The sequence below is a fragment of the Microcoleus sp. genome, from assembly GCF_041354475.1.
Taxonomy (GTDB): Bacteria; Cyanobacteriota; Cyanobacteriia; order Cyanobacteriales; family Microcoleaceae; genus Microcoleus.
Window position 1 is genome coordinate 1 of the sequence record NZ_JBGJZU010000008.1, and the last position, 21,504, is coordinate 21,504.

The 21,504-nt window shown below is 42.8% G+C and carries 18 protein-coding genes; 7 read left to right on the forward strand and 11 right to left on the reverse strand.

What is annotated here, in order from left to right:
- Window positions 1-142 precede the first annotated feature (142 nt).
- Complete coding sequence (locus ACBR23_RS04750) at window positions 143-883, forward strand: Uma2 family endonuclease (protein ID WP_371119163.1); 741 nt, start codon at window positions 143-145, stop codon at window positions 881-883.
- Window positions 884-1,036: 153 nt separating this feature from the next.
- Here ACBR23_RS04750 and ileS read toward each other — a convergent pair whose 3' ends face one another.
- From ileS to ACBR23_RS04790, 8 genes are all read right to left on the reverse strand, one after another.
- Window positions 1,037-4,627, reverse strand: coding sequence for an isoleucine--tRNA ligase (gene ileS, locus ACBR23_RS04755; protein WP_371119162.1), 3,591 nt, complete (start codon window positions 4,625-4,627; stop codon window positions 1,037-1,039).
- Between the two features lie 455 nt (window positions 4,628-5,082).
- Window positions 5,083-5,646, reverse strand: a complete 564-nt coding sequence (locus ACBR23_RS04760) for a Uma2 family endonuclease (RefSeq protein ID WP_371119161.1) — start codon at window positions 5,644-5,646, stop codon at window positions 5,083-5,085.
- A 411-nt stretch (window positions 5,647-6,057) separates the two neighbouring features.
- Window positions 6,058-6,468 (reverse strand): Npun_F0494 family protein, encoded by a 411-nt coding sequence (locus tag ACBR23_RS04765; protein WP_371119160.1) that lies wholly within the window; start codon window positions 6,466-6,468, stop codon window positions 6,058-6,060.
- Window positions 6,469-6,758: 290 nt separating this feature from the next.
- Entirely contained in the window at window positions 6,759-7,337 is a 579-nt protein-coding gene (locus tag ACBR23_RS04770) for a hypothetical protein (protein ID WP_015179124.1), read from the reverse strand.
- Window positions 7,338-7,350: 13 nt separating this feature from the next.
- Complete coding sequence (locus ACBR23_RS04775) at window positions 7,351-8,346, reverse strand: protein kinase (RefSeq protein WP_371119159.1); 996 nt, start codon at window positions 8,344-8,346, stop codon at window positions 7,351-7,353.
- A gap of 6 nt (window positions 8,347-8,352) precedes the next feature.
- Window positions 8,353-10,143 carry a protein phosphatase 2C domain-containing protein gene (locus ACBR23_RS04780; RefSeq protein ID WP_371125631.1) on the reverse strand — a complete coding sequence of 597 codons (1,791 nt, stop codon included), beginning with the start codon at window positions 10,141-10,143 and terminating at the stop codon, window positions 8,353-8,355.
- 148 nt (window positions 10,144-10,291) lie between these two features.
- The gene (locus tag ACBR23_RS04785; protein WP_371119157.1) at window positions 10,292-10,966 is read right to left on the reverse strand and encodes a VWA domain-containing protein; all 675 of its coding nucleotides are present in this window, start codon (window positions 10,964-10,966) and stop codon (window positions 10,292-10,294) included.
- Between the two features lie 79 nt (window positions 10,967-11,045).
- Entirely contained in the window at window positions 11,046-11,402 is a 357-nt protein-coding gene (locus tag ACBR23_RS04790; RefSeq protein ID WP_371120847.1) for a hypothetical protein, read from the reverse strand.
- A gap of 192 nt (window positions 11,403-11,594) precedes the next feature.
- Here ACBR23_RS04790 and ACBR23_RS04795 point away from each other — a divergent pair, with 192 nt between their 5' ends.
- A complete protein-coding gene (locus ACBR23_RS04795) occupies window positions 11,595-12,962 on the forward strand; it encodes an NB-ARC domain-containing protein (RefSeq protein WP_371119155.1) in 1,368 nt (455 codons plus the stop codon).
- Window positions 12,963-13,092: 130 nt separating this feature from the next.
- On the opposite strand, the gene ACBR23_RS04800 is transcribed toward ACBR23_RS04795, so the two are convergent.
- Complete coding sequence (locus ACBR23_RS04800; RefSeq protein ID WP_371113626.1) at window positions 13,093-13,359, reverse strand: hypothetical protein; 267 nt, start codon at window positions 13,357-13,359, stop codon at window positions 13,093-13,095.
- A 156-nt stretch (window positions 13,360-13,515) separates the two neighbouring features.
- Between ACBR23_RS04800 and ACBR23_RS04805 the strand changes: the two genes are divergently transcribed.
- Entirely contained in the window at window positions 13,516-15,006 is a 1,491-nt protein-coding gene (locus ACBR23_RS04805; RefSeq protein WP_371119154.1) for a catalase, read from the forward strand.
- Window positions 15,007-15,529: 523 nt separating this feature from the next.
- Entirely contained in the window at window positions 15,530-15,970 is a 441-nt protein-coding gene (locus ACBR23_RS04810) for a peroxiredoxin (RefSeq protein ID WP_371113624.1), read from the forward strand.
- Window positions 15,971-15,975: 5 nt separating this feature from the next.
- Here ACBR23_RS04810 and ACBR23_RS04815 read toward each other — a convergent pair whose 3' ends face one another.
- On the reverse strand, window positions 15,976-16,131 hold the full coding sequence (locus ACBR23_RS04815; RefSeq protein WP_371113623.1) for a hypothetical protein: 156 nt from the start codon (window positions 16,129-16,131) through the stop codon (window positions 15,976-15,978).
- 85 nt (window positions 16,132-16,216) lie between these two features.
- Between ACBR23_RS04815 and ACBR23_RS04820 the strand changes: the two genes are divergently transcribed.
- From ACBR23_RS04820 to tnpA, 3 genes are all read left to right on the forward strand, one after another.
- Window positions 16,217-18,871, forward strand: a complete 2,655-nt coding sequence (locus ACBR23_RS04820; RefSeq protein ID WP_371119153.1) for a C39 family peptidase — start codon at window positions 16,217-16,219, stop codon at window positions 18,869-18,871.
- A 283-nt stretch (window positions 18,872-19,154) separates the two neighbouring features.
- Entirely contained in the window at window positions 19,155-20,051 is an 897-nt protein-coding gene (locus ACBR23_RS04825) for a helix-turn-helix transcriptional regulator (RefSeq protein ID WP_371113621.1), read from the forward strand.
- A 418-nt stretch (window positions 20,052-20,469) separates the two neighbouring features.
- Window positions 20,470-20,922 carry an IS200/IS605 family transposase gene (gene tnpA, locus ACBR23_RS04830; protein ID WP_371113620.1) on the forward strand — a complete coding sequence of 151 codons (453 nt, stop codon included), beginning with the start codon at window positions 20,470-20,472 and terminating at the stop codon, window positions 20,920-20,922.
- A gap of 372 nt (window positions 20,923-21,294) precedes the next feature.
- Here the strand turns inward: tnpA and ACBR23_RS04835 are convergent.
- Window positions 21,295-21,504, reverse strand: a 210-nt coding sequence (locus ACBR23_RS04835; protein WP_371119152.1) for a hypothetical protein, incomplete at its 5' end; no start/stop codon positions are given.

Here is a 21,504-nt window from a genome sequence, read left to right on the forward strand (position 1 = left end):
ATCCATCCGCCCACTCCTCAAAGCTATGCTTTGAGATTGTGAACAGATGGAATCCTCACCTCACACGCCTTTCATCCCACACTAACCGAGGCGGTATAGTGTGGGGATTCCCGTCTGTCTAGCTAAAGTTGGAGATATCCCCATGACGATCGCGCAATCACGGCCTCTTTTATCATTACCGGATCATACGCAGTTACCGGAGTCAGATGGTACATTTGTGAAAAATTTCCAAGAACATCCGCAAAGTTTGCTACTCACCACTTCTATTCGTCCTATCCTCGATCGACTGCACCCGGATGGGCAATACGCGATTGGTCAAGATTGTGGGATTTATTGGCGCTTGACTGACCCACCGGAGGGAGGTGCAGAAGCACCGGACTGGTTCTATGTGCCGAATGTGCCGCCCTTGTTGGATGGGGTGGGACGGCGATCTTATGTGTTGTGGAAGGAATTTGTGGCTCCGCTAATTGCGATCAAGTTTGTGTCAGGAAATGGCTCAGAAGAGCGCGATTCGACACCGCCCTCGGCAGTTGAGGGAGCCAAAGCGGGGAAGTTTTGGGTTTATGAGCAGGCGATTCGGATTCCCTTCTATGCAATTTACGAGGTGGAGAAAGCCGCAGTCGAAGTTTATGAATTAGTGGCAAATCACTATCAACTCATTGCAGCGAACCAGCGCGGGCATTACCCGATCGCCCGCATGGGTGTAGAATTGGGCATTTGGATCGGGCCCGAAGGCAATCAAACGTTGCCCTGGCTGCGTTGGTGGGATAGCGATGGGAATCTACTGCTGACGGGCGAGGAGCGCGCAGAGCATGAAAAGCAACGAGCCGATCGGCTAGCGGCTAAGCTGCGGGAGATGGGGATCGATCCAGAGGATATTTAGTTCTTAGACTGGAAATAAAGGGCTGTTTGTTTGGTGGGGGCGGGTTTATATAATTTGTCGATACTTCTCAAATATCAAAGGCGAACCTGCTCCTACAAAACTTCAATTAACGCACATTACATCTAAATGTAGGGTGCGTTATCAGCGCCTAGATTAAAATTCACCGTCTACTGCTGAAACGCAGCGTTCGCAAATTAGCGGATGTTCGATCGACTCGCCGACGTGAGTAGAATAATTCCAGCAACGATCGCACTTTTCGCCATCTGCTTTGACCACACCAATCGCCAAATCAGGAGACTGGAAGTTGTAAGGCAACTCTTGCAGAACCTGATTCGATTCTATTAGTTCCACTTCCGAAGTAATGAACAAATAGCGCAATTCGTCTACACCGTTGCCGGTCATTACTAAATTAGAAGCTACAGGTATTTGGGCCGGTGTTTCTAATTTTGGTTCGACTGGAATTAATTCAGTTGTCTGGATTTCAGGTACTTCTACCATCAGTGGTTGGACTGAGCTCGCCAGTACCATTTCCGGGATTTCAGGTACTGCTACAATCGCTGTTTCTACTGGGGCTGTGAGTACGATCGCCTGGGTTTCTGCAATCACAATCGCGCTGGTCTTGCCCAGCACATCTGCTGTCAGCAACTCAATATTTTCTGCCAGTTCTTGACGGCTAGCTGCGAACAACAAATGACGGAAAGCAAACCAAATGGTGAATAGGATACCGATGATTTCCAACAGTCCCCCCAGCATGGGAATTTGATTTATTGTATCCAAGATTCCCAGGGTTACTTTACCAGTTACCAAGAGTGAGGCCAACAAGCCAACTGTGACCAAAACCTTTTGGTATTCTGTGAAGAAATTGCCCAGGTAGGTAGGTATATCTGCTACAAACTGAGCAACTCGCTCGAAGATTGGCTGTGGATCGGGAACCGAGGGTTCAACGGCAGAATATTCGATGACTTCTGAAGGTCGATCGCCCTCTGCGATGGTTTCCTCCTCTACATGAATTGTCGTTTCTGTCAATACCTTGGCAACATTTGCTGCTTGTTCTTCCTGTAGATCTTGTACTGCTTTAGCTTTTTCCGCTGCTGCTAACTCGATAATTGAATTTTGCGATCGCACAAACTCCAGCAATCCCTCACTACTAGGATTCAAAGCTTGTAACTGCTCTCTTTTTTCAACATCAGGAACATACAATAAAACCTTAGCTTCCAAAGAAGAACCGATCGCCTTCTCCATCCGAGCTTTTTCCAAAACCTTGTTCACTTCCCCACGTACTTGCCGCAAATATTGCCAACGAGTCGCCAATTCTGGATTGTGCCATGAAGCATCCAATTCTACCCAACCCGATTCAAACACTGATTTGTGCGATGTGGGATAGGGAATATATTGCCAAATATCCTCAGCCATGTGACACAACACAGGTGCGATCGCCTTTGCCAAATTCTCCACAGCGATCGCAATCACCGTCTGACAACTCCGGCGGCGGTGAGCATCTGTAGCGCTGATGTAAAGTCTATCCTTGGCAATATCCAGATAAAAACTCGACAAGTCTACTGTGCAGAAATTCTGCACTGTTTGGAAAAATCGAGAAAATTGGAAGTTATCAAAAGCATCCTTTACTTCCGCAAATACTTCGCCCATTCTGTGCAACATATAGCGATCGAGTTCCGGCAATTCCGCGTAAGGGACAGCATCTTTTGCGGGGTCAAAGTCGTGCAAATTCCCCAGCAAAAACTTAGCTGTATTGCGAATTTTGCGGTAAACATCCGACTGCTGTTTGAGAATGTTTTTGCCCAAAGGCACATCGGCCGAGTAGTCTACCGAAGACACCCACAACCGCAAAACATCGGCCCCGTATTCCTTAATTACCAAGGCTGGATCGACAACATTTCCTTCAGATTTGCTCATCTTGCGGCCTTTTTCATCCAGCACAAAACCATGAGTCAAAACTGTTTTGTAAGGAGCCACACCATTAGTTGCTACGCTGGTGAGTAAACTGGATTGAAACCAACCGCGATGTTGGTCTGAACCTTCCAAATACATATCAGCAGGATAGTTCAATTCCGATCGCCCTTTAGCCACTGCGGCCCAGGAAGAACCAGAGTCAAACCACACATCCATCGTGTCCGTTCCCTTGCGATAAGTGCGGCCATTATTGCGGTAAGATTCCGGCAGTAATTCGGCGATCGACATTTCCCACCAAGCATCAGAACCCTTGTCAGCAATAATTGCTTGGACGTGGGCGATAGTTTCTTCGTTTAAAAGCGGTTCGTTAGTTTCTTCATCGTAGAATACCGGAATCGGAACGCCCCAAGTCCGCTGGCGGGAGATGCACCAATCCGATCGATCGCCTACCATTGCAGTAATCCGATTTTCGCCTTGGGCGGGAATCCACTTCACATTAGAAATGGCTGTTAACGCTTCATCACGAAACCCTTCCACCGAAGCAAACCATTGTTCCGTCGCCCTAAAAATAGTTGGCTTCTTAGTGCGCCAATCGTAAGGATAAGAGTGAGCGTAACTTTCCTCTTTAATCAAAGCATTTGCTTCGGAAAGAGCATCAATGACTGCGCTATTGCCATTTCCGAGGACATTTAGACCTGCGAATACTCCGGCTTCTGCGGTGAAATTTCCGTTTTCATCTACGGGAGTTAAAACTGGTAAACCGCAGCGTTTTCCGACGATAAAGTCTTCTTGTCCGTGGCCCGGTGCGGTGTGAACTAATCCCGTCCCAGAATCAGCGGTAATGTAATCGCCGCCAGCAACGATCGGACTTTCGCGATCGAACAAAGGATGTTTGTAAGTACAACCTTCTAATTCTTTGCCTTTGAAAGTCGCCAGTATTTTTAATTCTGTATTAAAAGTTGCCGATAGTCGATCGACCGCATCCAGAGCTACTAACATGAATTGTTGGGCGATGTGGGAATTTGCCGATGGTTCCACCACCGCGTAATCCAATTCGGGATTGACGGCGATCGCCAAGTTGGCCGGAATCGTCCAGGGGGTAGTCGTCCAAATCGCTGCCCAGAGGCTCGGCATATAGCGCTTGAGCTTCGATTGCAAAGATTTTGACAAAGTTCTCACATGGAAGCCGACGTAGATGCTGCGCGATGTGTGCCCTTCGGGATATTCTAATTCGGCTTCGGCGAGGGCGGTTTTGGAACTCGGACTCCAGTGAACAGGTTTAAAGCCACGATAGATGTAGCCTTTGAGCACCATTTGACCGAATACACCGATTTGGGCGGCTTCGTATTCTGGTTTCAGGGTTAAATATGGATGTTCCCAGTCGCCCCAAACACCGTAAGTTTTGAAGGAAGCGCGTTGTTGTTCGACGGTTTGTTGGGCGAAGGCGGCGGCTTTGCGACGGAGTTCGATCGGGGTAAGATTGAGTCTTTCTGCCGATTTTAGATCTTGCAATACTTTAAGTTCGATCGGCAATCCGTGACAATCCCAACCGGGGACATAGCGGACTTTTTTGCCGCACAGCATCTGGTAGCGATTGATGAAATCTTTGAGGATTTTGTTGAGGGCGTGGCCGATGTGGAGTTGGCCGTTAGCGTAGGGTGGGCCGTCGTGGAGGATGAACAAGTCGCCCGGATTATTTTCCGAAAGGCGATCGTAGATGTGTTCGTCTGCCCAAAATTGTTGCAATTCCGGTTCCCGTTTGACGGCGTTGGCGCGCATTTCAAACTTGGTTTGGGGCAGATTTACGCTGTCTTTGTAAGATTTTGCTTCCATTTTTGAGAAACGTTTTCTGTAGTTAGTTGTTAGAAGAAGGAAGAAGGAAGAAGGAAGAAGGAAGAAGGAAGAACCCCCCCCTGCCCCCCCCTAGGGGGGAAATTCAGGAAGACGGAAGACGGAAGAAGGAAGAACCCCCCCCTGCCCCCCCCTAGGGGGGAAATTCAGGAAGACGGAAGACGGAACAGTGCTTATACAGTAAGTTTTTTAGCCATCGATATCTTAAGTTTAGTTAGATGGACTTACTTATCAAGTCGAGTTAAATAATCATAATTAAGTTTGTAGTGAGGACTTTAGTCCTCTCTCGGCCTTGAAGAGCTGACAACCAGATATTCCAGTATAGGCGATCGCACGCACATTCGATCCAACCAAATCCCTAGGCCACTCCCTCCTCTCTTCCTCTGCGCCCTCTGCGCCCTCTGTGGTTAAAAAATCTTTCATAAATCAAGGTAGCGCTACTCAATCAACCAACCGAACATTTCACCGACAGTCAGATTGAAGGATTCGGCGAAAGGTGGAACGGGGAGGCGATCGCCCGGTGCTTCAAAAAATGCTATGGTGCGATCGGCAAAATAGACAAATACCAGTTCCTCTTCCGGGTCAATCAACCAACCCATCTGGGTTCCGTGGGCGAGACAGTGCAGGATGTTGCGGACAACTTTGGTTTGGCTTTGATCGGGGGAAAGAATTTCAATAGTCCAATCCGGGGCGATGGCGAAGGTGTTGGCGACTTTTCCGTCCGAGTCGCGGGGAATCCGTTCCCAAGTGAACACTGTAACATCAGGAACAGTCGATCGACCGCCAAAGGTGCAGCGTAATTCTGAATAGGCGCGGGCGATGCGTTGGGGTTTGAGTACCCGGTTGATGTCAGTACCCAAATCGCTTTGAATTGTGCTGTGTTTTCCCTGGGGCATAGGTTTCTGGATAATCTGACCATCAATGAATTCGCTGGCGGGTTTGGTTTCCGGTAATTGGAGAAATTCGTCCAGGGTTAAAGGTTTAGTCGTGGTTTGAACCATTGTTTTAATTTGATTTAAGTTTAATTTGTATTAGTTAAGCTATCCCGTATTTAATTTATCAAGAAAATGGGTCTAAAACCCCGTCCTTTGCTTGACGGCTTTAAGGGGTAGAACTCGTTTTACGGCGAGTCCGACAATCCGACAGGGATTGAAATCCCTGTCTCATAGCGCAAGTCCTCTGAAAGAGGACTGAGGAGGTTGATTAACGTGAAATGCGAAACTCAATATCAAGTTGAATTTAGACTTGCAGTCGGTTTTATGCGAAACTCAACATCGAATTGAATTGACACTTGCAGTCGGTTTTAACCGACTTTCGCTATGAGACAGGGAATTCATTCCCTGTCGGACTGTCGGACTGTCGGATTGTCGGACTGTCGGACTATCTATCAGACTGTGGCAAGCGAGAAAAGCTCATAGAAACAGTCCCAACCCACGGCTAAAGGCATTTCCCAGACGATCGCACAATGAAGCATCCGGCACTTTACCTCCTTCCCCTTCCCATTTTTCCACAAGTTGGCGGCCCAGGGGCGTGAGGCGAAAACTGTCGGTAATCCCTTGTCCGTCTACTTCTCGCCGCAGTACGCCGACTTGGATCAGCCACAGCAGGGAGTTTTCGGCTGTGAGTTCGGCTACGGGCGATCGCGTGTAACCGCTTTCGACACCGGAATTTGAGGCGATCGTTGTCAGGAAAACGCTGTTATCGCGGATGGTCTGGAAGAAGTGTAATTGAAATGGGCTGCACCGGATCGCGCGATCGGCTCTTTTGACGGTGCGATCGGGATAACTAATTGATTTAAACGCTTCCGATGGGATAAAAGTCATTGAGAGAACTTTTGAATAGGTACTATTCTTATCATCACCTATTTAGAGTCAGGAGAGTATAGTTCTTAGGGCTTACACAAAAAACCCGGTTTCTTCCAAGAATCGTCACTTTTTCGATAAATATTGACGGAGAAACCGGGTTTTTGGCCCCATGCGTAAGTCCTGGTTCTGAAAAATACATCCACAACAGAGGGGTTGCAGTGATGGGTGTTGGGAATGGGCGATCGTTCAACCTCCAACACTCCACGTCCAAAAAAGAGATTACTAACGGATAACTACGCTAAGGCATATTAATTATTGAGTAATTCTTCAATTTTTCTTTCAAAATCATCACATTCTTGTATCAATCTGATTATTACTCGACCGAAATAATTAACATCTATCAAACTCATCTCTGCGTTATGAATAATTGAAAACGTTTGTTTGCCTCCGAGTTTTTGCAAAGCCCAAAAACCCAGTTTATATTCAGCATTTTTTCCAAGAAGAAACGTAGATAGATTATGGGGAACATCATCTATATCGTCAAATTTTAAACCACTAGGACAAGAAAATTCAAGAGTAGAATCATACTTGACAATCAATAAAGTTTGAGTAGTTCCAGACTCCATATCAAACTTAATTACAGCTATTTCATTATCAATCCTAGAAATATTCCAGCCAATATCTCGGCAATAGCCCTCGATAGTAGATCGAAATTTAAACGAAGAAAATAAATCTTTATCAATAGCCATAGTTTCATCTCCTGAATCAATCGGTTTACTCGTAGCTAATCTCGTCCATTCTCGTCCTGTACAAACCTGACACTCTGAAGGCTTCATCAGTGAAACAACTTCATTCCCACAACCTTTACACTGGTACGTTTTTTTCATAAAATCAAAACTTTCATAATTTGGACTTCAGATTAATGATTAGCTTATTTTTACCATCTTTGGGTGGAGCACCATTATTATAAAAATATTTGATTTTTTGATGGACTTGATTAATATCAGGTCTTTCTTCATGGTTTAAAGCTAACATCTCTCCTATTAGTTTACGCACTTCGGTATCTAGTGGATCTTCAATGAGAGTACCGCGCAATTTAGTTGTATTTTTAATCGACGGTAATTCCAGTTGTTTCCCATCCAGAATAGCTTCGTGAGCATAAGTATACTTTTCTGATAAAACCGGACGAGTACCTGTCCAATATTGACTGAAAATCAAACCCAGGGAAAAAAGATCAGATTTTTTAGTGGGTGCAGGTGTCTTTCCTGCTGTGGCAATATGTTTGGCAAATTCTGGGGAATAATATACCGGATCGCCGACTAAAAATTCTGCCGCGATTAATTCTCCTTCAAGAATACTACTATCAAAATCAATAATTTTAGCAACTTGCCTTCCTTCCCATTCTTGAATCAGCACATTATCTGGTTTCAAGTCAAGATGGACAATGCCATTGGAGTGTAAAATTTTCAGCGCGCCTGCTGCTGTTAGCATCACAAATAAACGCTTTTTTTGCTCTAGTTTATGTATTTCCTTTGATAAGGAACTGGTATCAACTTTTTGGCAGACTTTGAAGAAATGTTCACCATAATCATCACCGTACTTAAAAAATTCCACGGTCACGACTACTGAGCCACCTGCACCACAAGCGGATAATGCTGTTTGAATAGCTAGCTGTTTTCTAGCAAATTCATCACACTGATCCCGCCGCTTTTGTTTTCCTTTTTCGCTTCCTGGTGCATCTTCGCCTGGATAAACTGGACTGAGGAATTTTTTGAGAAAATATTCGTTGCCATTGTACATAGCAAAACCCCATTGACATTGACCACCGTTAGCACTATCAAAATCACGGGTTACTACATACTTTTCCGCAATAACATCACCTTTTTTGTAAGACATCGGTTATTAATATCTCCTGCCGTTTAACTTATTCATAATTTTATGATACATTTGTTGCGCTTCTTGGTGCATTTTATAATCCAGTTGCAAAGAGTTTGCCAAGACTGTTTGAAGACTATTCAAGGCTGCATTTAATTCTCCTTCTATTTCTTGTAGTTGTGCCATAAAGTAGTAAATTACAGTATTTCTACCATAAGGTAAGAGTTTAGTATTATGAACTAGACGGTGACAAAATTGTATGGCTGAATTAGCCGATTCGCATTTATTGCCTGTGGAATTCCTCAGAGAAATCACAAAAAAGTTCAAGTGTTCCTGCCAGTTGTCTAATTTATCTGAACCCTCACTCTTAAAAAATATTTGATAATAATCAACAGACTTGTTTGGGCTATTTAAAGAATAGTAAATAAAACCTAGAATTCGGTATGATTCCACAATCTTTTCGACAGCTATAAGTTTTTCCACAGCCGACTTGTTTAAAACAAGTTCCTCGAAGTAGGAAGCTGCCTTTTTGAATAACTCTCCTCTGTTATAATAATTGCTTTCTGTAAAAGCTGATTTAGTGTAAATCAATCCTAAAAGATATTTAGCTTCAGTGTTATGAACCTCAATATTCAAAATTTGACTGCACAAATTTTGAGCTTCGTTTAAGCGATTATTTTCATAATAAGAGTAAGCCTGCTCCAACAAAGTTTGAATTTCTTCAGCCTTGGCTGCTGCTTTCTGTTTAAAGACTTGATTAAGTTCTTGTGTACTCAAACTAGAAGTGACTGAAGTTACTGAACTGGAGGAATAATCTTCTGATACGGGTAGTTTAGAAGTAGCTATTAGCTGAATTTCTTGAATAAATTGGAAATAATATTCATAATCAATTCTATACTTTTCCCAGAGATTTTGTACATCCTCATAGCGACTATTAGCTGTAGGAGCCATAAAGTTTTCTTGGAGATACTGCAAACGTTTTTGATAAGAACTCTTTAAGTGCTTTATCCCGTTAAATCCTACTGGATAGAGAATTAAAGAAACATCATCTTGCTTAATCTCTGTGTATCTTTGTTTAATTAATTGTTGCCAAGTATTTTTTTCCATTGTATCCCCTTCTGACTTAGAGAGCATCTCTAGCAACAATTTTTCAAATTCCCAAGGAGCAGAAAAATACTGGAAACAGCCATCAGTACAAGCTAAAAAACAGCCAGCAGTTTCTTCTATTTTATAGTGCTGAAAATGAATCTGCGATTCCGGGCTGATATCAGCAGTTAAACATTGAGACATTGGTGGATCTTGTCTCAGCATTTCCAAGGCATCTTTGGAAGTTTTTAAGTCATCTTTAGTCAGTTGTTGTAAACCTTTAGTTGGACTAAGAAAATAAATCCGCGAATCTCCCATCCAAGCTACGTCAACTTCAAAAATTTTAATTTTTTCTTGTCCTTGTTGCTTGGGAATGCTAGCCAGCGCGATCGTCGTACAGAGTCTATGTTGCAATAAAGTACCTTTTAGGCGAGATTTTTGCATATTATTATCTGCTTTATGTTTCAGCGATTGGCAAATTTTATTTTGCAATTCAATAACATTTTCTGGCGCGATTTCGCCATACCGTTGTTTGAAGAATTCTTTGGTGATTTGAGAAGCTTCTGCTGAAGCAATGCGCCCCCCAGTTTTGCCATCATAACCAGCAGATGCACCTCCTAAACCGTCAAACACTCCCATCAAAAAAGATTGTCCAAAATGTTCAGCTAGATTATCATCTTCGCCTTTGTCTTCGGCAACTTCTATATTGACTACTAAATTAAATTTAGTCATAGTCATAACTTAATTCCTTTTGCTTATGCTTGATTTTTTCTAATATTTTGATGTTTAGGGTGTGTCAGAAAGTAAAGCTATTTTTTTAACCATTAACTTAAAAATATGACACACCCTACTACTGTTCATAATTGTCCAGAGATCTGCATCACCTTAAGCTATTGGCGATCGCATCTAAAATCGCCTCCGTTTCTACATCTTCTAATCCCCTACCTGCTTCCGAAACATAATGAATCGTATTTTCCCAGCTACTCATCATTGTCCAGGGATCTGCATCAGGTGCAAACAGCAATAAACGTTTGTCTGATTCTGGCATTTCGTGCCAGTAATCGGTCAAGTCATCAAAGGTTTTTGGTATATCATTAGGATAGTGGCTGGGTTTTCCGCTTTTGTCTAAACTATGAGCGCTAGCATCCGTGAAAACAACTACGACATATCGGTGTTTGTTAAAGTCTCCTTTTTCCCAGTTAGACTTAAGTGCTAACCCAACTGCTTCTAAGCCATTTTCCGGTTCATCGCCACCACCCTCAGCTTTAATTGGAGAAACAAAATTATCCAGATATGAAGACTGCGATCGCAAGTCAAAAAACTCGGAACATTGCATAACCTTATCGGGTGAATCTGCCCAATAATCGCGAAATACAATTACCCTAGCTCTCAGTTGATCGATTTTTTTACTTTTTTCTTTCATCCTAGCTTCTATCAACTGAGCAAAGTTTAGAGCCGCTGACTTCACTTCTTCAATTAAATGACTCATTGAACCTGTGCCATCAATACACATTACCAAGTCCACTGCATACTTAACACTTTGACCATCACTCATAAACTTTTACCTCTATTGTCACTAACTTGTGTTGAACTCTGTCTGATCGAGATGAATTTTAAAAAGATTTATAATTCACTCACTCTATACCTAAATCTTCAATTTTGAAATTGCGTTGGACGTTCCCCGCTGGTAGGATATTCACAATTTCTGATTTTTCAATCCTCTTCAATTTTTCATAGCTTTCAATCGTTTCATAAGAAAAGAAAAACTCCTTTTCCTTTTGGCTGGTGGATATCACACTGCCAATACGCTGTCTATCTGTGCCATTAAAATGTTTTTGCAGTCTTGTCTTAATACAACTTCCGGGTGTCCCTTTGGCTCTTCCTACATAAGCAGTATCAATTTCTCCATCAAAATTATGGTATATTGCATAAATGCCAGATAGACCGGATGGAATAGATCTAAGATTAGCATCAGTCATTTCTTGGGGCATTGACATACTGAAGTGCCTTGTTCAAAACAAAATCATAAAAATCACTATACATACTTTGATAAACGAACACAAGCTTAAAATATCTTATTTTATCTTGTGTTTTTTTATAAAAATCAAACTAAAATTAACAAAAATTAATAGAATGTCTTAAAATATACTATAATTATCAAAAATTTACTGTGGATACATTTTATGAATGTTGCAGAGGTTTTACAATGTGCCGATCAGTTGGTATTCACTAAGACGGGAAAACACTTGGATGATGTGCAAAAGGCTGTAGTTACGGGGGTTTACCAGGGAAAGACCTATGATGAAATTGCTGATGATTGTAAACGTAGTGAAAGTCGTGTTAGAAATGTTGGGCGTCAGCTATGGCAGATTTTATCTAAACAGTTAGGCGAAGATATTAATAAATACAATTTTTGCTCTACCTTCCAAAGATTACATATCCAATCATCTCAAAATCAAAAGATTTGTCATGTAAATGGTAGTAATCACAATTTTAATTTTAATCCACAAATTTTATATAATACAAGCAAAGATATTCAAGAAAATATAACTAAAAATAAATCTAAATCTCTGTATCACGATTTAACCCTAGCGCCTAAAATTACCAGTTTTTACGATCGCACAACCGAACTTCAAACCCTCTCCCACTGGTTAATCGACCAAAATGTTCATCTAGTCTCAGTTTTAGGATTAAGTGGAATTGGCAAAACCACCCTAGTCAAACAGTTTGTTGACCTAAATTTACAAAAATTTGATGTAGTAATCTGGAAAAATCTCAAAATATCTCAATCTTTAGATGACATTATTAATGAAATTATCACAGGTGTCGATCGCGATTATATTCAAACTGATAATAAGTTAACTCAATTTTTCAATCTTTTGCGTCAACAAAGATGTTTAATCATCGTTGATGATGTCCAAGAATTATTTATTAAGGGAGAATTGGCAGGAGAGTTCAAAACGGAATCTAAAAATTTCCAAAATTTATTGAAAATGATGACAAATCTAGAACATCAAAGCAGCTTCATTTTAATAAGTCAGGAACAATGTCAAGAAATGATTAGTCTGGATGAGGATTTATATCCTATTAAGTGCTTAGATTTACAAGGATTAGACAATACAGAAATATTCAAAAAATGGGGACTAAAAGATGATGACTCCTGGGCGGATTTGAGCGATATGTACGGAGGAAATTTCGTTGATCTAAAAGATATTGCCAGTTTAATTAAAAATATATTTGGGGGGAAAGTTGCTGATTTTTTAAAAGAAGATAGTTTAGTTGTCACTAAAGATATGAAATCTAGGTTGACTGAATTATTCAAGCGACTATCACCCACAGAGCAAGAGATTCTTTTACAATTAAGTAAATTTGACTTACCTGTGTCAAGGGAAGATTTAAGCCAAAGTTTATCTCTGTCATCAATGGACTTAATGAATGGGTTGCGATCGTTGCGTGAGCGTTATTTGCTCAAAAGAATAGAAGGAGAGAAAGTATTGTTTGATTTATCTGTTGTTGTTCGAGAATATGTGAGAACCTGTTGTCAAGATTAATTAAGTCAGGACTTACCCATTTCTACCAAAGAAACCGGGTTTTTTACCAAATCTTCGGGTTGTAACTCAGTATTTTCGTAAAAAAACCCGGTTTCTGGGCCCCCTGCGTAAGTCCTGAAGTCTAATTATTTTAGGCATAAACTTTTCTTAGTTCATAAGTGTCTGAGGCTTCCGCATCTTCTAAAGTTAGAAACTCGTGTAACTCATTAATAGAAAGAGGGCTGAGATAAACATCAGACTCTGATTCATACACTTCGGAAAATGACTCAATAGCTTGTTTCAGTTTATCAATAGATTGTTCAGGAGTATTGCCTTGTCCCACCAATCCATTTTCCAAACACAGAGAAACCCAATAATCAGCACTTCTTCTGAGAATCACAGTGTAGAAATCAATCATATTTTATTGGCAAATTGGTTTTAATTAACTCAGTAAACTTTGAAAACACACTCATAATCTAACACCCGATCGCAAATCCGAGAATTACCTCCGCAGATAGACCCCCGTCCCAGAAACCTATGGAACACTGAGGATAGAGCAATCGATTTACCAACCATGACAGAACATAAAACATTGACAACGGCGGACGGGATTCCCGTTGCAGATAACCAGAACTCCTTGACTGCCGGTGAACGCGGGCCCATCCTGATGCAGGATTTTCACCTGATGGAAAAGCTGGCTCACTTCAACCGAGAACGCATTCCTGAGCGCGTTGTCCATGCTAAAGGAGCCGCTGCATTTGGTACGTTGACCATCACCCATGACATTACTCGCTATAGCAAAGCTCAGCTATTCTCAGAAATTGGTAAACAAACTCAGGTTCTCCTCCGCTTCTCTACCGTAGGCGGCGAACAAGGTTCAGCGGATGCCGAACGTGATCCCAGAGGCTTTTCGCTCAAATTTTACACCGAAGAAGGTAACTGGGATTTAGTGGGTAACAACACCCCTGTTTTCTTCATCCGCGATCCGCTTAAATTCCCTGATTTTATCCACACACAAAAGCGCCATCCGCAAACGCATCTCAAAGATCCTAACGCTAAGTGGGATTTCTGGTCGCTGAGTCCAGAATCTCTGCATCAGGTGACAATTCTGTTTTCCGATCGCGGTACACCGAAAAACCACCGCCACATGGATGGTTTTGGCAGCCATACGTTCAGCCTCATCAATGCCAAAGGAGAACGAGTTTGGTGCAAATTCCACTTCAAAACCATGCAAGGTATTGAAAATTTGACCGCCGCAGAAGCGATGCGGATCAAAGGCGAAGATCCCGATCATTCGACTCGCGACTTGTTTGAGGCGATCGAGCAAGGTAATTATCCCAAGTGGCGCTTTTGCATTCAAGTAATGACCGAAGCCCAGGCCGCAGAATATCGCGAAAACCCCTTTGACTTGACAAAAGTGTGGAAGCACTCAGAGTTTCCCTTAATTAATGTGGGAATTCTCGAACTCAATCGCAATCCCCAAAACTTTTTTGCAGAAGTAGAACAGGCGGCATTTTCTCCTTCTAATGTGGTTCCAGGAATTAGCTTCTCTCCAGATAAAGTGCTGCAATCTCGCATCATGTCCTATGCAGATGCTCAACGCTACCGTCTCGGTGCAAACTATCAGCAATTGCCGGTTAATCAACCAAAATGTCCGGTGATGCACTACCAACGAGATGGCGCAATGGCATTGGGTAACAACGGTGGTAGCGCGCCGAACTACGAACCTAACAGCCATGAGGATACGCCCAAGCAAAATTGTGTCTATGCTGACCCAGCTTGGGACTTAGGAAATGTCAAAGTCGATCGCTACGATCATCGTAAAGGCAATGACGATTATACTCAAGCAGGAGACCTCTATCGCTTGATGAAACCCGATGCACAGCAGCGGCTTGTCGCTAATATTGTGGAAAGTTTGGGTGCAGCAAAACCGGAGATTCAGATGCGCCAACTGTGCCATTTCTTCCGCGCCGATCCGAATTATGGCCGCCAAGTGGCAGAAGGTTTAGGGATTAAGCTCGATCCATCGATGATGGCTGCTGCGGCTCAACCGGTGGGCGTGTAGCATCGGAATTAATATTACCTATAATCAGGAGACAGCAAGGCTGTTTCCCTACAATTAATCACGGTTTACTCGTTACCAGGCTGGAGCCTGGTAACGCCGATCGGGATGCTCTGCCGACCTTTTTACTCGTTATATCGTTTCAGGTTGGATCGGAATTATTTAACCGCAGAGAACACAGAGGACACAGAGGGAGAAAATAGAGATTTTAATAATTCAGACGCTACCGGATTTGATATTACCAGACTCCAACCTGGTAACGCTGAGCGGGAGGCTTTGCCGACCTTTCCATCTTCCCCAGCGAGGCAGAGCCTCTGGATATGGGTTCCCAGGCTCCAGCCTGGGAACCAGTTAATATATTCGTAGGGGGGAAGCATGACCGTAGTAAATCTCTGGCGATCGTTAATAAATTGCCTGCGGTCATGCTTCGCCCTTCCAAAAGTGAGATGCACCCATTCCAAAGGTACATAACCAAGTAAAATAAGTTGAGGAACTGCAAGAAAAACCAAACAAGGGAAACAAAACTATGACTTTACCAGTTGGATGCGCCGCCCCTCAATTTACCGCCAAAGACACCAATGGCAAAACAGTATCCCTCTCTGAATTCTCCGGTAAAACCGTCATATTGTATTTCTACCCCAAAGACGACACCCCCGGCTGCACCAGACAAGCCCAAAGCTTCAAAGCAGCCTATGAAGAATACAAGGACAAAGATATTGTAGTTCTCGGTGTCAGCCGCGATAATGAGGAATCTCACCAAAAGTTCACAGAAAAATACTGTTTGCCTTTCCAGCTATTAGCAGATGTGGATGGCGCGATTACCAAAGCCTACGATGTCGAAAAAGGTGATTATGCCAAGCGCGTCACCTTTGTCATCGATGGTACCGGCAAAATCATTCAAGTTTTTGAAGGAGAAACCATGAAAGTTGACACTCACGCTCAAGATATTCTGGTCACAATTGTGTAGTTAAGTTAAGTAAAATTAATCATGTCGATCGACAGGTGAATATTCTCGTCACCATAGTTTAGCCGATCGAACTTAAAGGCACTTACCGCCCTGAGACTGAATCTAGGGGCGGTTTTGTTTGCGATCGAGCAGTTATGTTTGATAAAATCAGAATTTATCATTGTGATAGCTGAACAATTACCAAATTTGTGCAAATTTTAAATTAACAGCCAGATTTAACCGCAAACCTAGCTAAGAGAGATTGAGATGACAAACAGCACCAGTATTGTGACCTACTTAGGCCCTCAAGAAATTGAGGCGAATCGAGCCGCAGCCCTAGTGGGCATTTTTGACAAAAATCGAGTGGCTGGGATTTCAGCAACCGAAGGCACAAATGCCCTGAATGTAGAAATAAATTTATCTACAGGTACTTGGAGTATCGGTTTAGCCAAAGGCTTCGACAACCCTGGAATTCGCACATTGCAAGTAAAAGCAACTGATAAAACAGGCAAAGTTATCGGCGAACAAACATTTAATATCAAAGTCAATCCTGCTACTAACTCCGCCCTTCCCTTGTTGATGTTAGTTGTCCTCCAAAATACCAAATTTAAAGCGGGAACAATCGCATCAGCCAGTCTCAATGACCAACAAAAAGCCGACACAATCGCGGGTCAAACCTATATGCTGGCAGATTATGAGTTAGACGATAGACACCTGAGAGTAGAACTAAATAATCCCATTTCTCCTGTGGGAAAATCTGGCTATTTCTATGAAGAACACGTTTTGCTAACCAAAGGTGCAAAAGTTCTCAGATTCGATCGCACTGACTTACCCACACCCCCACCGGGAATGCAGTTACTTTGGGTAGTCAAAAAAAGTAAATTGAAGCTCAGCCCCGCCGATTCCGCTACCTTATCCTCCAATCAAAAAGTAGACCTCAGTCAGGGAGAAACCTTCAATATCCTCGGCTATGCTTGCATGGAAAATCATTTTCGAGTCACCTTCGATCGCCCCATACCCAACTTGGGAACTTCCGGTTTTCTGTACTCGCAGCACGTCCAAATTTTGCAAAACGGTCGAGGTATTCCCTTTGACACAAATGCAGTCACCATGACTGTTCTCAAAACTACTGTGTTTAAAAAGCGACCAGCGAATGCAGCGACTCTGCAACCACAGGAAAAAATTACTTTACCAGCGGGAATAATTTACGGAATTAGCGGATTTTCCATCGAACAAGGCCACATTAAAGTCTCTCTTACTGAAAATTTACCGCCCTTTGGTAATACTGGTTTTATTTTTCCCGATTTTGTACAATTTGCCCGCGGTGGCAAATCTTTCAATCCGGCACCAAATTTAACTTATCAAGGTCCGACGGAAGTGTTGCTGAATCAGACGATCGCACTTTCAGGTACTTTTGATAAACAAGAAGCAGTCAAAGTTGAAGTCATAGCCGAGGATAAGCTGCCACTAAACGTCACACTAAACCAAACAGCAGGCACTTGGCAAGTAAATTTAGCCAAAGGATTTAGCACGCCTGGAGCTCGTTGGCTGCGACTGCGAGCGACTGATAGCAAAGGCAATGTTACTGGCAGTCAAATCATTTATATTACCGTAAGTTCTGACCCCTTAACTGTCGGGAAAGATTTGACTTTAAAGATAGTTTCTGATACTTTATTTAAAGTAGCTCCAGTGGACTCTTCCCGACTAAACAATCAGCAAAAAATTCTGGTCAAAGCTGGGCAAACTTTGATTGTTAACAAGTACGGATTTATTGATGGCCATCTCAAGGTGGTTTTGGATGCGGCAATTACGCCGATCGGCACTTTTGGCTATTTTTATGAACCAGACGTTCAGCTAGCCAAAGGTACAAAAATCCTCAAATTTGACCTAGCTGATGTACCCAATACTAACATCAGCGCTCAACTGTTGGTAACTCAAACCACCCAGATTAAAGCTTCACCTGAAGATTCACCAAAACTCCCAGCAAATCAGGTAGCTGACCTAATTTTAGGCAGTACCTATGCGATTACTGGCTATGCCTGCATTTTGGGTCATTTCCGGGTAACTCTTGCCGAATCTATTCCTGATTTTGGGAATGTGGGCTTTATCTATTGGCGTCACGTTCAAATTAAAAAATTAGATAAAGAAATTATCTTTGATCCCGATGCTTTGACCGTAACAATGTTGCAACCCACGGTGTTTAAAAAACGACCAGTTGATGCTAACCAATTGAGCGCGACGGAAAGGACTACGTTGCCTCTGGGTCGAGTTTACGGTGTGGAAAGCTACGGTTTGGAAGGAAATCACCTGAAGATTTCTTTGACGGAAGAACTGCCTAATTTTGGCAATACAGGTTTTGTTGTTCCTACTTCTATTCAGTTTAAGCGGGGCGATAAAGTTTTCGACCCAATTCCTAATAATGTGGAATTGAATGTGCCCTATTTTTCCCAGCGCGATAATCCCCGTTTTGATTGGTCTACTTGCAATGTAACTGCGATCGCCATGATACTTTATTACTATGGTGTTCGTTCTAAGTGGGGCGGACAGTTGGAGGATGAGTTATTGCAGTGGTGTTTTGACTATGCGGGTCAGGGTTCGCAAACCGATCATAACGTGCTTTCGGCGCTGATTAAAGCCTATGGGTTCAAGACGAGTTTTAGTACGACTCGGAAATGGGCTGATTTGCGATCGGAATTGTTGAATCGGCGGCCAGTGGTTTTAGCCGGAGATTTTACTGCTTCCGGTCATATTATCACCTTAATTGGTTACAATTCCGAGGGTTATATCGTGCAAGATCCGTGGGGAGATGCACTCACTGGTTATAGGGATACTGAGGGTAGAAAGTTGATGTATCCTTACAATTATATGAATCAAGTCGCCGGGCCAGATGGGAATATTTGGGCGCATTTTATCTCGCGCTAATTTAACAGAGAGAGAGGGCGGGTACTCTTGGTACCGCCCCTACAAAAGGGTGGATAAGAGTATTCAAAGTCACCCTTGTTAATCAGGATTTAGGGCGATCGAAACTTGGCTACAAGCTAAAAGTATTGAGATGCGTTTTCCCTGCTTCATAAATATAGCGGTTCCCGGACTGGTGAGGTACATCTAAACCCTTACTCAGCAAGCCATTTAACCTTTTATTCGTACCTCATTACACAGGGAACCGCTATATATGATATAGCAACTACCCCAGCAGGTGCAGGCTATGTCCTCAGAGAAACAGCTAATTCTTGATTTTGCCCAGACAGACGCGATGAAATCGCTTTTCCCACGTCCCGCAATCCTGTCGAGTCACGGCGCAAAGTGGGAGGGAATTCATGTCGAATATCACCGTCAGTCACCAAACGAATCTCCCGAACACTGTTTCCAACAGCACAGCATTGGGCTGATACTCAATTCAGTAACAGTAACAGGAATACTGAACGGGAAACACTACGGTAGCGAACCGTGGCAAAGCGGAGAGATATTCATCGGTGCTGCTGGTACTGATTTCCAGTCAGGTGCAGTCGAAGATCCTGAATTTATGGCGATCGCACTTGAACCCACCGACTTCGACAATACAGTTGGCGAATCAACCAATTCAAACCTCATTGAGATTATACCGCAATGGCAAATCTGCGATCCGTTAATTTTCGGCATTGCCTGGGCTCTGAAAACCGAACTGGAATCAGGTGGATTAAACGGCACTCTTTATGTCGATGCACTGAAAAACGCACTTTCAATGCACATACTGCACCGCTATTGTGCACAAAAACCGCATCGGCGAGATTTTGAAGGCGGTCTCGAACCTGTCAAATTGCAGATAGTTATTAACTACATAAATGACCACCTAAACCGAGATTTGCACATAGCTGAACTGGCTAACTTAGTGCAGATGAGTCCTTATTATTTCAGTCGTTTGTTCAAACAATCAACTGGAGTCACGCCCCATCAATACGTCACCCAGTACCGGATTGAAAAAGCCAAACAATTGTTGAAAAAGCCAGATTTATCAATAACCTATATTTCGCAGCAAGTCGGGTTTCACGACCAAAGTCACTTTAGCAAGACTTTCTGCAAAATCGTCGGTGTGACTCCTAAGAAATATCGCGATTCACTTTAATAAAGGTAATACCCGCAGTGCGGCAGTCCGGCAGTTCGGCAGGGGTTTAAACCCCTGCCTCAAAGCAGAAGTCGGTTGAAACCGACTGAAAAGCTAGATTAAATCATCATCAATCCCAGTCCTCTTTGAGAGGACTTTCGCTATGAGACAGGGGTTTTCAACCCCTGGCGGACCCTCGGATTTACCCAAAATCTTTCGCATTCAAAAATCTTCGCATTCACCCACAAATCCGCCGGAGTTTGCGGATTAACCCAAAAGTCCGCCGGGGAATTAATTCCCCGTCGAGAAAGCGAAAGTCGGTTGAAACCGACTGGTAAATCTAGATTACATTCTCAAACGAGCTACCGACATGGTAAAATAACATAGCTAGTCGATCGCAAAATAATAAAAAAATTACATAAAGATCGGAAACATATTTATGGCAATGTGGCGGCTGTACTATCATTTAGTCTGGGCAACAAAAGAGAGGCAACCTCTGATACATCCACAAAGAGAAACAGAACTTTACAATTACATTATCGGCAAAGCTGATACCCTCAATTGCATCGTCCACGCTATCGGTGGCACAGAAAATCACATCCATTTAATAGTTTCCATTCCTCCGAGACAATCGATCGCTGAATTTGTGAAAAATATTAAAGGTAGCAGCAGCCATTACCTCAATCAAATTTTGCAAAATCCCAATAGATTTGGCTGGCAAGAAGGATATGGAGTATTTTCTTTAGGACAAACACAACTAGAACAAGCAGTCGCTTATGTTATCAATCAAAAGCAACATCATTTGGGAAACACTGTAAATTCGCATTTAGAACAAATCACCGATCGAGACGATCGCCCAACCCGCTGGTATCCGAAAAGATCAGAGAATTAACAGATCGAACTCTCGCATTCACCCACTTACCCAAAATTTTTGGCATTCAAAAGTCTTTCCATTCACCACAAGCCCGCCGGGGAATTAATTCCCTGTCTCATAGCAAAAGTCGGTTGAAACCGACTGATAAATCCAATTAAATTACGATCGATCTTAGTCCTCTTTGAGAGGACTTTCGCTATGAGACAGGGGTTTTCAACCCCTGGCGGACTCTCGGACTTACCCACAATCTTTCGCATTCAAAAGTTTTCGCATTCACCCACAAGTCCGCCAGGGAATTAATTCCCTGTCTCATAGCAAAAGTCGGTTGAAACCGACTGATAAATCCAATTAAATTACGATCGATCTTAGTCCTCTTTGAGAGGACTTCCGCTATGAGACAGGGGTTTTCAACCCCTGGCGGACTCTCGGACTTACCCACAATCTTTCGCATTCAAAAGTTTTCGCATTCACCGACAAGTCCGCCAGGGAATCAATTCCCTGTCTCATAGCAAAAGTCGGTTGAAACCGACTGATAAATCCAATTAAATCATCATCAATCCTAGTCCTCTTTGAGAGGACTTTCGCTATGAGACAGGGGTT

Coding starts and splice junctions, on each gene's coding strand:
- ACBR23_RS04790 (WP_371120847.1), bottom strand. CDS start 11,402: ATGCCCCAAGAAATGACTGATGCTAATCTTAGATCTATTCCATCCGGT.
- tnpA (WP_371113620.1), top strand. CDS start 20,470: ATGGCAATGTGGCGGCTGTACTATCATTTAGTCTGGGCAACAAAAGAG.
- ACBR23_RS04795 (WP_371119155.1), top strand. CDS start 11,595: ATGAATGTTGCAGAGGTTTTACAATGTGCCGATCAGTTGGTATTCACT.
- ACBR23_RS04800 (WP_371113626.1), bottom strand. CDS start 13,359: ATGATTGATTTCTACACTGTGATTCTCAGAAGAAGTGCTGATTATTGG.
- ACBR23_RS04775 (WP_371119159.1), bottom strand. CDS start 8,346: ATGTCTTACAAAAAAGGTGATGTTATTGCGGAAAAGTATGTAGTAACC.
- ACBR23_RS04785 (WP_371119157.1), bottom strand. CDS start 10,966: ATGAGTGATGGTCAAAGTGTTAAGTATGCAGTGGACTTGGTAATGTGT.
- ACBR23_RS04760 (WP_371119161.1), bottom strand. CDS start 5,646: ATGGTTCAAACCACGACTAAACCTTTAACCCTGGACGAATTTCTCCAA.
- ACBR23_RS04805 (WP_371119154.1), top strand. CDS start 13,516: ATGACAGAACATAAAACATTGACAACGGCGGACGGGATTCCCGTTGCA.
- ACBR23_RS04780 (WP_371125631.1), bottom strand. CDS start 10,143: ATGACTAAATTTAATTTAGTAGTCAATATAGAAGTTGCCGAAGACAAA.
- ACBR23_RS04810 (WP_371113624.1), top strand. CDS start 15,530: ATGACTTTACCAGTTGGATGCGCCGCCCCTCAATTTACCGCCAAAGAC.
- ACBR23_RS04765 (WP_371119160.1), bottom strand. CDS start 6,468: ATGACTTTTATCCCATCGGAAGCGTTTAAATCAATTAGTTATCCCGAT.
- ileS (WP_371119162.1), bottom strand. CDS start 4,627: ATGGAAGCAAAATCTTACAAAGACAGCGTAAATCTGCCCCAAACCAAG.
- ACBR23_RS04825 (WP_371113621.1), top strand. CDS start 19,155: ATGTCCTCAGAGAAACAGCTAATTCTTGATTTTGCCCAGACAGACGCG.
- ACBR23_RS04815 (WP_371113623.1), bottom strand. CDS start 16,131: ATGATAAATTCTGATTTTATCAAACATAACTGCTCGATCGCAAACAAA.
- ACBR23_RS04770 (WP_015179124.1), bottom strand. CDS start 7,337: ATGAAAAAAACGTACCAGTGTAAAGGTTGTGGGAATGAAGTTGTTTCA.
- ACBR23_RS04750 (WP_371119163.1), top strand. CDS start 143: ATGACGATCGCGCAATCACGGCCTCTTTTATCATTACCGGATCATACG.
- ACBR23_RS04820 (WP_371119153.1), top strand. CDS start 16,217: ATGACAAACAGCACCAGTATTGTGACCTACTTAGGCCCTCAAGAAATT.